This window comes from Vibrio sp. SCP2, assembly GCF_059295395.1.
Map to the genome: position 1 here is coordinate 295,314 of NZ_JCAFVV010000003.1, position 15,089 is coordinate 310,402.

The 15,089-nt window shown below is 43.4% G+C and carries 17 protein-coding genes; 2 read left to right on the forward strand and 15 right to left on the reverse strand.

The genetic code is table 11. The annotated features are described in order from the left end of the window. Positions 1–140 precede the first annotated feature (140 nt). The 9 genes from AC5O63_RS12470 to htpX form a co-directional block, all read right to left on the reverse strand. Positions 141–674 (reverse strand): DUF3833 domain-containing protein, encoded by a 534-nt coding sequence (locus AC5O63_RS12470; RefSeq protein ID WP_494505212.1) that lies wholly within the window; start codon positions 672–674, stop codon positions 141–143. Next, entirely contained in the window at positions 674–1,219 is a 546-nt protein-coding gene (locus tag AC5O63_RS12475; protein ID WP_494505213.1) for a chalcone isomerase family protein, read from the reverse strand. The genes AC5O63_RS12470 and AC5O63_RS12475 overlap by 1 nt, the downstream gene beginning before the upstream one ends. Then, on the reverse strand, positions 1,173–1,694 hold the full coding sequence (locus AC5O63_RS12480; RefSeq protein ID WP_494505214.1) for a DUF2878 domain-containing protein: 522 nt from the start codon (positions 1,692–1,694) through the stop codon (positions 1,173–1,175). The genes AC5O63_RS12475 and AC5O63_RS12480 overlap by 47 nt, the downstream gene beginning before the upstream one ends. A gap of 23 nt (positions 1,695–1,717) precedes the next feature. Continuing rightward, a complete protein-coding gene (locus AC5O63_RS12485) occupies positions 1,718–2,965 on the reverse strand; it encodes a class I SAM-dependent methyltransferase (RefSeq protein ID WP_494505215.1) in 1,248 nt (415 codons plus the stop codon). Between the two features lie 15 nt (positions 2,966–2,980). Beyond that, positions 2,981–3,760: a DUF1365 domain-containing protein gene (locus tag AC5O63_RS12490; RefSeq protein WP_494505216.1), complete on the reverse strand. Its 780-nt coding sequence runs from the start codon at positions 3,758–3,760 to the stop codon at positions 2,981–2,983. Between the two features lies 1 nt (position 3,761). Further along, on the reverse strand, positions 3,762–5,042 hold the full coding sequence (locus AC5O63_RS12495; protein WP_494505217.1) for an NAD(P)/FAD-dependent oxidoreductase: 1,281 nt from the start codon (positions 5,040–5,042) through the stop codon (positions 3,762–3,764). A gap of 10 nt (positions 5,043–5,052) precedes the next feature. Continuing rightward, entirely contained in the window at positions 5,053–5,781 is a 729-nt protein-coding gene (locus AC5O63_RS12500) for an SDR family NAD(P)-dependent oxidoreductase (protein ID WP_494505218.1), read from the reverse strand. Beyond that, positions 5,778–6,197, reverse strand: coding sequence for a nuclear transport factor 2 family protein (locus AC5O63_RS12505; RefSeq protein ID WP_171322769.1), 420 nt, complete (start codon positions 6,195–6,197; stop codon positions 5,778–5,780). Before AC5O63_RS12505 ends, AC5O63_RS12500 begins: the two co-directional genes overlap by 4 nt. 190 nt (positions 6,198–6,387) lie before the next feature. After that, positions 6,388–7,251, reverse strand: coding sequence for a protease HtpX (gene htpX, locus AC5O63_RS12510; protein WP_004746881.1), 864 nt, complete (start codon positions 7,249–7,251; stop codon positions 6,388–6,390). A gap of 303 nt (positions 7,252–7,554) precedes the next feature. Between htpX and AC5O63_RS12515 the strand changes: the two genes are divergently transcribed. Then, entirely contained in the window at positions 7,555–7,722 is a 168-nt protein-coding gene (locus AC5O63_RS12515) for a hypothetical protein (protein WP_004746882.1), read from the forward strand. A gap of 52 nt (positions 7,723–7,774) precedes the next feature. Here the strand turns inward: AC5O63_RS12515 and bioD are convergent, their stop codons facing one another. Genes bioD through bioB form a run of 4 tightly spaced genes read right to left on the reverse strand, consistent with a single transcriptional unit; the run spans position 7,775 to position 11,444 of the window. After that, complete coding sequence (bioD, locus tag AC5O63_RS12520) at positions 7,775–8,458, reverse strand: dethiobiotin synthase (protein ID WP_004746885.1); 684 nt, start codon at positions 8,456–8,458, stop codon at positions 7,775–7,777. Next, positions 8,455–9,258 carry a malonyl-ACP O-methyltransferase BioC gene (gene bioC / locus AC5O63_RS12525; RefSeq protein ID WP_494505219.1) on the reverse strand — a complete coding sequence of 268 codons (804 nt, stop codon included), beginning with the start codon at positions 9,256–9,258 and terminating at the stop codon, positions 8,455–8,457. Before bioC ends, bioD begins: the two co-directional genes overlap by 4 nt. Before the next feature lie 4 nt (positions 9,259–9,262). Then, positions 9,263–10,405 carry an 8-amino-7-oxononanoate synthase gene (gene bioF / locus AC5O63_RS12530; protein WP_494505220.1) on the reverse strand — a complete coding sequence of 381 codons (1,143 nt, stop codon included), beginning with the start codon at positions 10,403–10,405 and terminating at the stop codon, positions 9,263–9,265. Next, the gene (gene bioB, locus AC5O63_RS12535; RefSeq protein WP_494505221.1) at positions 10,392–11,444 is read right to left on the reverse strand and encodes a biotin synthase BioB; all 1,053 of its coding nucleotides are present in this window, start codon (positions 11,442–11,444) and stop codon (positions 10,392–10,394) included. Before bioB ends, bioF begins: the two co-directional genes overlap by 14 nt. Before the next feature lie 132 nt (positions 11,445–11,576). Between bioB and bioA the strand changes: the two genes are divergently transcribed. Next, positions 11,577–12,854: an adenosylmethionine--8-amino-7-oxononanoate transaminase gene (bioA, locus tag AC5O63_RS12540; RefSeq protein ID WP_494505222.1), complete on the forward strand. Its 1,278-nt coding sequence runs from the start codon at positions 11,577–11,579 to the stop codon at positions 12,852–12,854. Between the two features lie 75 nt (positions 12,855–12,929). Here bioA and AC5O63_RS12545 read toward each other — a convergent pair whose 3' ends face one another. Next, entirely contained in the window at positions 12,930–13,607 is a 678-nt protein-coding gene (locus tag AC5O63_RS12545; RefSeq protein ID WP_494505223.1) for a DUF2057 family protein, read from the reverse strand. A gap of 138 nt (positions 13,608–13,745) precedes the next feature. Further along, on the reverse strand, positions 13,746–14,762 hold the full coding sequence (locus AC5O63_RS12550; RefSeq protein ID WP_494505224.1) for a porin: 1,017 nt from the start codon (positions 14,760–14,762) through the stop codon (positions 13,746–13,748). Between the last annotated feature and the right edge of the window lie 327 nt (positions 14,763–15,089).

Genomic DNA, 15,089 nt, shown 5'->3' on the forward strand with positions numbered 1-15,089 from the left:
TATTTTTCTTTAGGGAAGATCGAGAAAGTCATTTATTAGAACAAATGACCCTTTTTTATAACTCTCGAAGGGCGAAGCCCGATCCCGTTTTCCAAAAGCGTAGCGTTCCATGGGACGAAGTCCGTTCCTTTACCTCCTCCTCACTGCTTCTGGAAAAACAGCGTAATCTTCCCTACTTCAATACCAAACTTCTTAATCTTAGTCAGATTAAAAACATGATTTTCATCTTGGCGATATAACCAATCATCGAAGCTTACGACCACGGTAGAGTCTTCCATCTGTAGTTCAAAATCATATTGCCACTGAAGTGCATTGCCAACTTCTCTCCCTGTTGCGACCCCAATGATGTCATCAGCACTCCCTTGGTAGCTCCCATCGCCCAAGCGTTCAATGGTCCAAATTCGTTGGTTTTTTTCACCATCATCAAACACGAAATCTTCAACTAAGGTCAAAGTATTCTCTTTTACACTACCGACAATCACCACCTCAAAGCGGCGAGTCTGCTTGTTGGTGTAATCTTGCACCATACCCCAAGCCATTGACTCCCCTTCAAAGTACTCAAACAAGTTGAATTCAGGTTTGCTGTCTCTGTAGTCATCTAAGTCGCTCGTACAACCTAAAATCAGTAGAGTAGATAGCAATAGTAATATCGTCTGCCCTAGGCGCTTAAACATCAATTTCTCCCAATTAAACGTTCTCTGAGTCCCGGATACTCAGTATTTGGTGATAACCATATTGCGAGAAAAGCATCGTTAAACGCCTCTTCTTCAATAGAACCGATAAGTTGCTGGTTTGCCTGTGGCTTGGAGTAATAGAAGTTGCCTGTGTAACCATCTGTCACGTAGGTCAGGTTGTTGCCTTCTTTGATGTCTGGGAAGATGTTTTCAAGCCGAGACGCCCACTTTGTCGTATCCGTTTGCTCGTAGCCAAGCTTTTCCCACTGCTCAACCGTCGCGTCTAACAATTGTTTTTGAGAAATGTCTCTTTGGTAAGTAATCGATAGCGCAAGGGGATGAGGAGTAATATCCTGAGCAACAACATACCCACCATTTGGCGTCAGCAATTGTGACTCATAAATATCAAAGAAAAACATCGTCAACTGAGCCTGCCCCACACTAGACCAGTTTTTCCAGCTCTCTACGTTATGTCTCGAAAACTCAGACGCAAAAACGTTACTGGTCAGCACTAGGAATGCTGTTATTACTGTTATGCACTTCATGTCCATATACCTTCATAATCAATGCAATGATTAGAGTCCACTCTACGAGCAATATACCTACGATAGTGAAAGTAGAAGCCCCAAATGAAACGGCTCCAAGACTTTCTCCCGCGATGTAGCTAAGTGTTCCTCCAATCCCTCCTACCATTGATACGATAGCTAATGGATACTGGCTCAATATCGGATACAAAAAATAAGCATACCAAGCAAAGATTAGCCACAATCCCAACAGCCAGATGGGAAAGTGTTCATGTTGAAACTGGAACCAACCAATCGTTATGTTCGCAAAATCAACCAACACGCCTATTACAACGATCAAAGCATACTTAAACCAAATCAAGTTCTCCTTAACGGCAGATACAACGAGCGTCAGCACCACAAGTAAAAGCGTCACATATTGCAGGTCATAGCTGCCAATAACCGCGCAGAACCATATAACTTGAAACCAAGTCGACACAATGAGTAACCGTTTCATCACGTGCTCCTTTAGCTCAGCTTTTATGGACGCTGAAACGTCATATGAACTGTACTGATCGATTTGGCGCGGAAACCACCTTCACAATAGCAAAAGTAGTAATTCCACATTCGTACAAATCTGTCATCAAATCCCAGTTCAGAAACCTGTTCGCGCGCTTGGTTAAACTTCAAATACCAATCTTTAAGAGTCTTGGCATAGTCCTCCCCAATGTCGTATAGATCTCTAAGAATTAGATCACTATGTTTTGTTGTGGATTGTGTTAATGCGGTGATCGACGGTAAAAAGCCACCAGGGAAGATATACTTCTGAATAAAATCAACGTTATTGCTGTAATAATCGTAGCGCTGGTCTGCGATGGTGATGGCTTGGATTGCCATCAGTCCACCCGATTTCAATAATGATTGGCATTTTTGGATGTAGGAGGTCAAAAACTGCTTGCCAACAGCCTCGATCATTTCAATTGAGACTAGCTTATCAAAGGTCCCTTCCAACAAGCGGTAGTCTTGTTTGAGCAGGGTAATTTTGTCTTGCAAGCCCTTCTCTTCAATCTTCTGCTTCGCATATTGGAACTGCTGCTCAGAAATAGTGGTAGTGGTAACATGGCAGCCATAGTTTTCGGCCATATAGATCGCCATTGCACCCCACCCTGTTCCAATCTCAATCACACTATCGGTAGAAGTGAGCTTCAACTGCTTACACAGGCGCTCCATCTTGTTTATCTGGGCTTGCTCTAGCGTATCACTAGGCGAGTGGTAAATGCCGGACGAATAAAGCATGCGACTATCAAGAAATGTCTCGTAAAGTTCATTACTCAGGTCGTAGTGAGCTTCAATGTTTTTAGCCGAATTCTCAACAGTGTTGCGATTTAACCAGTGGCCAACTTGATACATAAGCTTCGACAAAAAGCTTGAACGACTTTCTATAGTGTCTAAAGTTGATAGGTTCATTGCCATCAACTCCATTAAAGCGGTGAGATCAGGGCTTTCCCACCATCCGTCCATATAAGCTTCACCAGCTGCAATGCTGCCGCCCTTGAGTAAGCGAGCATAAAATGCAGGATTTTTAACCTCAATCATGGCACTAGGTTGCCCCTTCCGTGGGCTACCAAAGCTCTCTCTGACTTGAGGAGCACCTTGAGAACCAAAAGATTCGATGATGGTCAATGACCCATACTGAATCTTGTACAAACATGAAAATGCGATGTTTCGTGCTGTTTTTTGCACCGAAGTTAATTGCGTAGGCAAAGGTAGCGTTTGTGAATTAATCATTTCCTAGGCTCCTTGTTATTTTTCTATTTTCGCGCTTTGAGTCTGTTCAATTTCATCACCCTGCCTATATTTGGGGTGAGAATAAAACGGCGCTCCTTTGATCCAGAGTTTTAATGCGTGCCAATAAATGCCCACAGTCACTTTTACTGCCATTATTGGAGTAACGATCAAATGTTTAAGTAGAACTCGCGAACACAGAGGTTCCCTAGCCATTTTCATTGTGGCGTCAAACTCTTTATGACTGCGATGACACTCCAAGTGAATCGAGAGACGCTGGTCAATAGGCTTAATTTTCCAAACATACTCTTGCTCAATCGAATTAAAAGGCGAGACATGAAACGCTTTTGCGTGCCTCCATGTTCTTTCGTCCTCCGCATCCAACAAGTAGTAGTAACGCTCATTCCAAGGTGTGTTACTAACTTCAGCCAGTAAGTAGCGCCATTTATCGCTCTCGTCATAGATGTAGTAGAAATTGACCGGACTAAAATAGATACCAAAATATCTAAGGTGAACCACCGCTTTGACGCTTCCTTTGGTAGCAAGGCCGCCAAGCTCAACGACCTTATTTAATACCGCCTGTTTTAAGTCCCCAGAGCCCAAGTAATCCTCACGTTTGAATCGAGCCCAATGCCACCAGCGAGTACCGAATCCCCACACTTTGTTTTGCAAAGATTCAAACTCATCTAAGTCGAGGCATGGCATAAACAAACGATAGTTCAAGGCATGCTGAACTGGAGTAAAGCGCCGGTGCCTTACATTCCCAACATACAAGCAGCTCCTATTCCCTTCAGACATCTTAAGCCGCTCCCTGAGAACGTAGATTGGCATCAAGCAAGTTAATGCCTCTCACTATGTCTAGAGCACTGCGTACGCCATCCTCATGGAAGCCGTTGTACCAATAAGCACCACAGAACCAAGTTCGAGATAGACCGTTAATTTCGTCGCGTCGAGCCTGCGCCTCTATTGATTGCTGATTAAAGACTGGATGATGATAAACAAAGCGCTGCAATACCTTCTCTTGCGCAATCTGCTCACTACTGTTGAGTGAGACGCAGAAGGTTTTCGGTGCATCAATGTGCTGCAATATGTTCATATTGTAGGTCAAAGTCGGCGCTCTACTCTGTTCACCTTCACTACCTTCAAGCCAATAGTTCCAAGACGCCCAAGCCGCTTTTCGCTTCGGCAGTAAGCTTTCATCGGTATGCAAAATGACTTCATTGGCTTGATAAGCGAGATTGGATAAAACAGATTGCTCAGTTGCGCTCGAATCTTTGAGAAGTTGCAATGCCTGATCACTATGGCAGGCAAACACAACTTGATCGAACCTCTCGGTCTGTCCATTGAAATGCAGCGTCACGCCTGCTTGATCTCTGACGACAGACTCAACGGGAGTGTTAAGGCGGATCTTATCGGCAAACCCTCGGGTAAGTGGCTTTATGTAGGCTCTTGACCCACCTTTAATGACATACCATTGCGGGCGATTGGTCACATCCAGTAGGCCGTGGTTAAGGAAGAATCTTGCAAAGAAAGGCAACGGAAACGCTCGCATATCTGCTAGCGTCGAAGACCAAATAGCCGCCCCCATTGGCAAAATATAGTTGTCACAGAAGTAGTCACTAAAATTACGTGAAGTGAGGAAGTCACCGAGTGTTAATTCGACCATATTGGGCTGATTGGCTATCTCCTTCACTTCTTTGTTAAAGCGGAGAATTTCAAAGATAAAAGAGTAAAATTTAGGATTTAACCAATTGCGCTTTTGAGCAAACAGCGTCGACACTGTATGGCCATTATATTCAAGACCATTGCTATCGTTTCTTACGCTGAAGCTCATTTGGCTTGGTCTGCCCTCCACTCCAATCTCTTCCATCAAAGCGATAAAATTAGGGTATGTTCTGTCGTTGTAAACAATGAAGCCTGTATCGACAGAATAAGAGCGACCTTCTACCTCAACATCGACGGTAGCTGTATGCCCACCGATGTAACCATTCGCTTCAAACATGGTGACGTCGTGCTCTCTCTGTAAATAATAGCCACAAGTTAGTCCTGAGATTCCCGTTCCTATAATTGCTATTTTCATCGTCTTATTCCTATCCTTGAGCGAGTAGCTTGGCAGTCAGTGCGTTTTGCCAGCGATATGGGAGAGCGCCGATCAAACGTAAAATCGAGGTGAACTTCCTAGGGAAATAGATATGGTCTTTTCCTTTCGCCAGCCCATCTCTGATTTCTTGAGATGCCCGCTGTGGCGAGATCAACATCGGCATTTCAAAGGTGTTCTTGTCGGTGAGGGGTGTTTTGACAAATCCGGGGTAAATAATCGATACATCTATACCCTGCGGCTTAAGATCTACCTGAAGTGTTCGTGCTAGATAGCTCACCGCTGCTTTTGATGCGCCATAAGCTTCCGCTCTCGGCAGGGCGACTTCACTCGCTATCGACCCTACGATGGCGAGTCGTTGTCCAGATGCAAAATACTTCTGGCAAGCCTCAATAGCGTTGGTAAGCCCAATAACGTTAATGTCGAAAACGCGCTTCATAAGCAGCGCATCAAGCTTGCCGTCATCGATATACTCGCAATCCCCCGCATTCAAAATCCAGAGGTCCGGAATGCTGTGTAAGTTACTCAGGGCATGAGTTGTGGCTGCTAGGTCAGTGAGATCAAAAGCGACTGGGTGTAAGTTGGAAAACATCTCTTTTAGATCACTTAACCGCTCTTCATTTCTTCCGCAGGCATAGACCTCGAAGCCATTATCGGCGTAATCTTTTGCAAGTTGGAGACCAATCCCTGAAGTGGCTCCTGTTATCAGTACCGTCTTCATTTGCCCAACCTTTGCTTAATCGTTTTAATCACTGAGCCGAGCAGAGGCAGATTTTCGTAAAGCATCTCACCGAGGTCAAAGTAATCACGATGGTAAATAACTCGACCTTGCGAAAACTTTAGGTGGCTGACGCCGTTCACATATATCACAGAGCCTTTTGATAACTTTGGATGCTCTAGAGCCATCTGCCACGTTAGAAATCCGCTATTTCCCGTTTGTTGGTGCTCTAAAATATTGAAATCGCAACGCGTCACATTGGTATAAAGCGATTCAAAGTAGCTTTCTAACTCTTGCCACCCTTCTAGTCTGTGAGCAGCATCTTCAAACACCACCTCGTCATGATAAACATCAGACAAAAGATGAAGATTTGATTTGTTCAGCTGCTGATAAACCTCGCCTACCGCCTGTACATCCATTTAAAGCACCTCTCACAATCTTGTACATAATTTTATTTTGTACAACAACCTAACCATAGATGATTTCTTAAAGTTGTACAAATTTTTATTTGTTTAATATTTTGTATAACTTGTACGAGAGGTTTTTTAAAAGGGATCAAAAAAAGGCTTGGTTATAAACCAAGCCTTTTCAATCAATTAGAAGTTAAATCTACGAATTGCGCAGTGCTGAGATACGTTTATCTAGCGGAGGGTGGCTCATCAGTAGCTCTGTCATCGAGCGTTTGCCGTTGATGCCAAACGCCATCATAGAACCTTCTAGTTGAGACTCGTGGCTTACTTTTAGTCGCTCTAGTGCTGCAATCATCTTATGCTTACCCACTAACTGGGCCGCACCTGCATCAGCATGAAACTCACGATGACGGCTGTACCACATGGTGATGAAGCTCGCCAAGAAGCCAAACAACAACTCCAACACCATACTTACACCAAAGTAGACCATCATGTTGCTGCCGCCCTCTTCTTCATTGTCGTTAGACGCGACAATATTGGCGATAAAACGCGACAAGAAGATGACAAAGGTGTTCACCACACCTTGCATCAACGTCATGGTTACCATGTCGCCATTAGCAATATGACTCACTTCATGCGCCAAAACAGCTTCAGCCTCATCACGGGTCATGTTGTGAAGAAGACCTGTTGAGACAGCAACTAAAGAGTCATTACGCTTTGCACCCGTCGCAAATGCGTTGATATCCGCTGAGTCGTAAATCGCAACCGTCGGCATACCAATACCCACTTGCTCTGATTGACGACGAACCGTTTCTAATAACCAATGTTCGGTCTCGTTACGTGGACTTTCAATGACCATGCCGCCAACAGAACGAAGCGCCATTCCCTTTGACATCATCAATGAGATAAATGAACCACCGAAACCAAAAACAGCAGCCATCACAAGCAAGCCAGATAAGCTACCTGGTTGCATTCCCGTCATTGCATAAACAATGTTAAGAACAACACTTAACACCAGAACAACAGCTAAGTTGGTTGCAAGAAATAACATTACTCGCTTCATTACTTTTCTCCAAAAACCGGAAGCATTTTATTATCGCCCCTAAGAATCACTCTTGGGACTGTTCTTTACCTAATAGATATAGTCTATCCCCTTTAATTACAAGGTTAAGAAGTAAATTGAAACATTTGATTTCTAGAAAGTAAGTTTAGATTTAACACTTAACAAACAATAGATATGACAAATGATTGGAGAGCCAGAAATAAGGCTACGACTTTTGCGTTAGACTTTGGTCGTATTGTGACTGTTTTCAAACGTGCTAGATTTAGCTGAGATTAAAAATCCATGTAATAAGGGAACAAAATCATGGTTGAAACTAACAACTATCAAATGGCTATTGATCTGTTGTGTTGTCATCTAGGTATTTCTGAGGATGAAGCAAAGCAACAACTTGGAATCTCGGTAGAGGATCAAACTCAAAAACGCATTATCGAAACACAAAGTGCGTTAATGGGTTTAAACCAAGACAAGTAACAAAGACTAATGTTGAAAAGGCTGCCAAATCAATTTGGCAGCCTTTTGCTTTTTATCGATTAAGAAGTGGTGAAACATCTATATACTTCGCCAGATCTTTGCGCTTAACTTTGGGAACATACGGAATTTCACCAAGTTTTGGCGCTGCAATTTTGTTTTCAAGCATTTCAATAATTTCAGCGTAGTGCTCTGTACCTGGGTTAACTCGGTTTGCTACCCAACCGATCACTTCCACGCCATCGGCTTTAATCGCATCGAGCGTTAGCATTGCATGGCTAAGACACCCAAGTTTAATACCAACTACCAATACCACTGGCAGTTTTTCTTGCTGTACCCAACTTGATAAGCACTCCTGCTTTGAAACAGGTACGCGCCAACCGCCTGCACCTTCAACCAGTACGATATCTGAGTTTTGCTTGTGCTCAGAGAGTTTGTCACTCAGTACTGAATATTCGATTTCCACATTCTCACGAATAGCGGCAATGTGAGGAGAGGCAGGAAGCTCTAATGCATAAGGATTTACGTCATCGTATGCAACACTCACTGTTGCAGCTTCTTGTAGATACAAAGCATCCGAGTTACGGAAACCTTGCTCAGTTTTGTCACTGCCTGCCGCTACTGGCTTATAGCCAATCGTTTTTAAATCCTTTTCAGCAAGCGCATTCAAGATTGCTTTCGAAGCAACCGTTTTTCCAACATCGGTATCCGTACCCGCAATAAAAAATGCATCAATCATAGATTAATAACCCCTAAACAGACCTGATATGTTGCAGGTAGAAGACCCTGATGACTTCGATAAGTTTGATATTCATCTTCGACTCTGAGTAATGCACTACGACTTGTTAGCCCATTCGCTCGCCCATCGATATGGGTTGCGCCGATGCCTTTTAAGTCACGCATTAGCGCAAAAGACGTTTCATACCAAACCTTGATAGGCGCTAAGTCTAGTTGATGCGCATGGCATTCAGATTGCGCTAACGCAATTTTTACCTGATTGAATGGAATAAAGTCGTTGACGTGTTGATATGAGTCAATTTTTGCCCATGCCTGTTTAAGTTCAAGTAACGAACCATCGAGTAACGTGGATAAATACGCACATCCCTTCGGCTTCACTACACGTTTAATCTCTCTCAAGGGAATACTAAGGTCGTCACACCACTGCAATGCTAGGCTAGAAAATACGTAATCGAACTCATTGCTCTTAAATGGCAAACATTCCGCATCTCCCTGCTGATAGTAAACATTGACCACTCCACACCGTAGTTTAGCTTCTGCGAGCATCTTGTCAGATAGATCGAAGCAGACGACAGTTGCACCGCGTTTTAAAAGCTCTAATGAAAAGTATCCGGTTCCGCAGCCAATATCGAGTACGGTTTTTCCAGTAAGGTTTTGGGGCATTTTATCGAGCAGACGATGTCCAACGTCACGTTGAAACGCCGCATGTTGATCGTAGGTATTTGCAGCTCGGCCAAATGCCTCAGCAATCGCCGCTTTATTAACCATGTCCTTAGAATCTATCACTACAGCCTGATTCATTAACTTACATTCCTTTCACAGCTTGCTTAAGTGCATCAGCTAATTTGATGACATCTTGCTTATCATGTTTAGCGGTGAGTGTAATTCTCAACCGTGCGCTGCCTGTTGGTACGGTAGGTGGGCGAATCGGCATCACCCAGAAACCCTGTTGGCGAAGTTGATTTGATACACTCAGTGCTTTGTAAGCAGAGCCCACTATGAAGGGCTTTATTGGGGTAATCGTCTCTCTGTAGCCTTCACAATCCTGAAGTTGTTCATCAAAACATCGAGATAGCTCAGCTAGTTTTACTCTGCGCCATTCTTGTGTCTCGATCATTCCTGCTGCTTTATTTAATGCCACGGCTTGAGAAGGAGGAATCGCCGTTGAGTAAACATGATGTTTAGCGAACTGGGTTAAGTAGTCTCCAATCGAGTTGCTACACATAATCGCCGATCCCGATAGACCAAACGCTTTACCAAAGGTCACCACCAATATTTCAGGTTGGATCCCAGCGTAATCACAACTGCCCTTCCCTTTGTTGCCCAATACTCCTACACCGTGAGCATCATCAACCGCTAACCAAGCGTTTTGTTCAATTACCGATTTAATCGCCTTTAGCGGAGAAAGGTCACCATCCATGCTAAACACACCTTCAGTCACGACCAAGGCACTTTGAGTAAGTAAGGTTTTTAAGTGTGTAACGTCATTGTGCTTGAAGCGCTTCATCATTGCGGGAGAAAGCATGCCAGCCTCAATTAACGAAGCATGATTTAACTTATCTTGCAGCAGAAGATCTTGTTTTGTTAGCAAAGAGAACAGTAACGCTTGATTGGCAGAAAAACCGGATCCAAACAATATCGCTCTTTCAAATCCAAGCCACTGACACAAGGTCTCTTCAAGTTTTTGGTGCGCAGAACTAAAACCTGTGACGAGTGGAGACGCACCACTCCCATTGCCATATAGGTCGAGCGCTTCTTGCCATGCCTTAGTTAGCTCCTTATCTGAAGCTAAGCCAAGATAATCATTACTTGAGAAGTTTAGATACTCTTGCTCATCATGGGTTAAGCTAACGGTATTGCTTGATTCTACAGCTTTAAGCGAGCGAGTTAAGCCCTTAGCTTTTCGCTCACTAAGGGCTGATTCAATACGTTGATCAAACACTTGCATCGTAGAATAGGTCGTCTTTGGTTGGTCTCGCTGCAACACGCTCTACAACGCGATCAAGAAGATCATTCTCTTCAATTTCATCAGGCTTTTGAGAAACTTCTTGGCTGTTAATACCAAGCTTATTAAATAGCTGCATATCTTTATCTTCTGACGGATTTGGCGTTGTCAGCAATTTGCAGCCATAGAAAACCGAGTTAGCGCCAGCCATAAAGCATAACGCCTGCATTTGCTCATTCATGTTTTCACGGCCAGCCGAAAGACGGACAGCAGAGCCAGGCATCATGATACGTGCAATCGCGATCAGGCGGATAAAGTCGAATGGCTCAACATCATCAACCTCTTCTAGTGGTGTACCTTTTACTTTAACAAGCATGTTAATTGGCACACTTTCAGGGTGGGTAGGCAGATTCGCCAGCTCAACCAGTAGGCCTGCCCTGTCGTTCGCACTCTCGCCCATACCAATAATGCCGCCAGAGCAAATCTTCATTCCTGCATCACGAACGTGTGAAAGTGTGTCTAAGCGATCTTGGTAAGTACGCGTGGTGATGATGCTGCCATAAAACTCAGGTGAGGTATCTAGGTTATGGTTGTAATAGTCTAAACCTGCATTCGCAAGTGATTTTGCTTGGTCAGATGTTAGCATACCCAGTGTCATACAGGTCTCTAGGCCCATCCCTTTGACACCTTTGATCATTTCAGTCAGGTGCGGCATGTCGCGCTCTTTTGGGTTCTTCCACGCAGCGCCCATACAAAAGCGAGTTGAACCAGCGCTTTTCGCTTTTTGAGCAGCATCAAGCACGCGTTCAACTTCCATTAAGCGTTCTTTTTCAATATCCGTGGTGTAACGGGCACTTTGCGGGCAATACTTACAATCCTCTGGGCAAGCACCTGTTTTAATAGAAAGCAGCGTACTGACTTGTACATGGTTATGTTGTTGATATTGACGGTGAACCAATTGCGCTTCGAACAACAGATCCATAAATGGTTTTTCCATAAGGCCGCGAACTTGCTCAATAGTCCAGTTGTGACGTACTTCCACGTGCTTTCCTTTGATTATTGTTGGTTTGATTACTTGGCTAGTCTACTGACACCATGTAGACTGTCAACACAACAAAAAATCAAAAGTTTACATTTGATTATTTTTTAATCAATCAAATTTCAGGAACTGGACATGGATCTCGCTTTCGACCGCCGTCATATATGGCATCCTTATACTTCAACGTTAACACCTCTGACCTGCTACCCTGTGACATCAGCAAAAGGGGTTCACTTACAACTCGAAGATGGAAAACAGCTCGTAGACGGTATGTCTTCTTGGTGGTCGGCAATTCATGGCTATAATCATCCTCATCTCAATGCAGCGGCTCATACTCAGATTGATAAAGTGTCTCACGTTATGTTTGGCGGGATCACGCACGACCCTGCAATCAATTTGTGCAAAAAATTACTCTCATTTGCACCAAGTAATTTGCAGCATGTGTTTCTCGCAGATTCAGGTTCAGTAGCGGTTGAAGTCAGCTTAAAAATGGCTCTGCAATATTGGCATGCGAAGGGTGAGTCTCGACCTAAATTCTTAACCCTGCGCGACGGTTATCATGGCGATACATTTGCCGCAATGTCAGTCACCGATCCAGATAACTCCATGCACTCTCTGTACAAAGGCTTCCTACCTGAGCACATTTTTGCAGCTTCACCAAATACTGGCTTTTGGCAAGATTGGGATCAAAGCGATCTTGATGACTTCAAATCTAAGATTTCTCAGCACCATAAAGAGATTGCTGCCGTCATCTTAGAGCCGATTGTTCAGGGTGCCGGCGGGATGCGAATATATCACCCAGAGTTCCTTAAAGGTGTACGAGAGCTGTGCGATCAATTTGGGGTATTATTGATTCTCGATGAAATCGCAACGGGATTTGGACGCACAGGCAAAATGTTTGCTTGCGAACATGCTGAGATTCAGCCTGACATTTTATGTGTAGGCAAAGCATTAACCAGTGGTTATATGACGCTTTCAGCAACGCTAGCCTCAAGTGAAGTTGCAAATACCGTTTGCGGAGGTGAAGCAGGCTGCTTTATGCATGGCCCGACCTTTATGGGTAACCCACTAGCTTGCGCCGTCGCCACTGCGAGTATGGAGCTGCTAGAGAACAATAAATGGCAAAGCCAAACCAGCCAAATTGAACAGCTGTTTGCAGAACTGCTGCCTAAACTAAAAAAATATCAATTAGTTAAAGATGTTCGCTGGTTAGGTGCCATTGGCGTTGTTGAGACAACAACTCCAGTCAATATGGAAAAGATTCAAGCACTGTTTGTCGAACAAGGTGTGTGGATACGTCCATTTGGCAAGCTTATCTATATGATGCCACCTTATATCAGCGAGCCAGAACATATCGAAAAGCTAATTTCAGCAATCGAGGCTGCGCTAAACAGCCCTGAATGCTTTAGTTAGTTATTTGTATTACTCTCGCAAAAACAAAACAGGCTTCCAATTGGAAGCCTGTTTTAGATTCAATTCTAGTAACTATTACTCTTGGTCAATCATCCAACGACGGAACGCTTTACGCTCCTCTTTAGATGCTTTTAGATACCAAGCTTTTAGCTGTTCCACATTGCTAGTCGCCACTGGCTTAGCCGGAGAGGTTTTCTCTACTTTACTTGAAGTAGAAGTCACTGCAGCTGTCGTCGTTGCTGCTACAGCAATCGCTTGGGCTTCAACAGGCTTGTCGATAAGTTGGCCGTTGTTGAAGTAAATACCTTTCGATTGGTTATACTCAGAGACTAAATCATCAATGGCGAAGTATGGTAATAGCCCGCCTTTAGAAGGAAGTTTCTCTTGAGAGTAGCTGAGGTTTACGTCGTCTTGACGTAATACCCATTTAGGCTGCTCATTACTGAACGCTCTTGTCGCTTCTTGAATACTTCTTGCTTGCGGGTTGTTGATCTTAATCTCCTCACCCGTCACTTTAAAAGAAAGTACATAAGGCTCAGAAGTAAATACTTTCGCCGAACTGCCTCGACCTAATTCTTTATCCATTTTGATGACTAGTTGAACATCACCGTCAGGGATCTGCTGCTTACCTATTTTCGATTCTGCTTGCTGCCCATTGACATACAGTACAGACAGCCCTTTCTCTGGAATTAATGTTGCAGCACCCGCTGACATAGATGAGAAAGCAAATAGAGTTAACATCCATTTCTTCATAATAATACTCTTTATTCCTGCGTAGTTTTGCTGTCAATTTTAACAAGGCATGTCGAAAGTGAAAAGCAATAAACATTTGTTATTTAGACAAAAAAAGCCACCCAATGGGTGGCTTCATATTTAATCATAAAGCTTCAATTAGAATGTAGCTTTGATACCAACGCCGTAACCTACGTCAGTGTTTTTCTTGTCGTTGTCACCAACTTCTACGTAAACTGTAGTGTTTGGAGCAAGAGCGTAACCTGCGTTTAGGAACCACTCGTTGTAATCTTCTTTAGAAGCTACGCTGTTGTCGATTTTAGCGAAGCCACCAGCGAAAGTAGTCTTGTTCCAAGTGTAATCTGCTGCGATTGCAACTGTATCAGTGTCAGACTTAGTGCCAGATTTTGGCTTAAGTTCTGTATTGTAGTAACCAACTTCAAGGTTTAGGTTTTCGAAACCAGCGTAACGAGCTTCAAGAGCTAGTAGAGATTGGTCTGCATCGTAAGTAGTAGTAACACGAGTAGTAGTTACAACACCGTTAGTTACAGTTTCAGTGTCTTTGTTTGAAGTACCTTTAAGCTCAGCAGCACCGTAGAATGCTGTGAAGTCAAAATCAGCTACACGGTAGCCAAGTTTAGCATCGAAGTAGTTGCCGTCTTTACCGATTGCTTGAGCGTCGTGCTTATCTTGGATAAGACCTAGACCTGCGTAGAAAGAACCGTTGTCGTAGTCGTAACGAACTGCTTCTTCACCACCGAAACCTTGGTCTTCGAAGAAAGAGCTAACACCGAATAGGTAGTCAGAACCGATACCAGCGTCATCTAGTTGAGTATCTAGTTTACCGATTTTAAGTGAACCAACAGTTGTGTGGTAGAAACCTACGTATACGTTACCAACTGAAGTTTTGTCGTTTGCACGGTCGCTGTTATCACCAGAGAACTCTAGGAAAGCGCCAACTTGAAGATCATCGTTTACTGCGTAACGAGTATCGAAGCCGAAATCAGCATCATCGATTTCTTGTTTAGTAGTTTGGTTGTCACCGATCGCTTTTTTGTAACGAACTTCAACGTCACCAGTCATGTTAACTGTTACGCCGTCCTGGTTGTAAAGTTCGATAGCTTGAGCAGACGTCGCTGCCATAAGTACTGAAAGAGCTACTAGAGTCTTTTTCATAATAATCCACTGCCTTTTCTATAGAATGGGAATTCCTTGTCCGGTTCCCTTTATGTTTTTTGATGATGATTCCAATCTCTTAATGGTCGGATATCATCGCCACTTAATTTCGGGGTCTAGATTGCAAAAGATTATGCGACGTGTCAAATGATCTAAAAAACTTTGATAAAAAAACATAAAATCAATACAAATCAATAGGTTACAGAGTTTCAAGGTTAAATTTCGAGCGACATCATGGTTTAATGACGACTTTGTTAGTTTCTTCTAATAAAACTATTTTTAGATTTTAATTCTTAAAAAATCGCAAAACACATCAGACAACAAAAT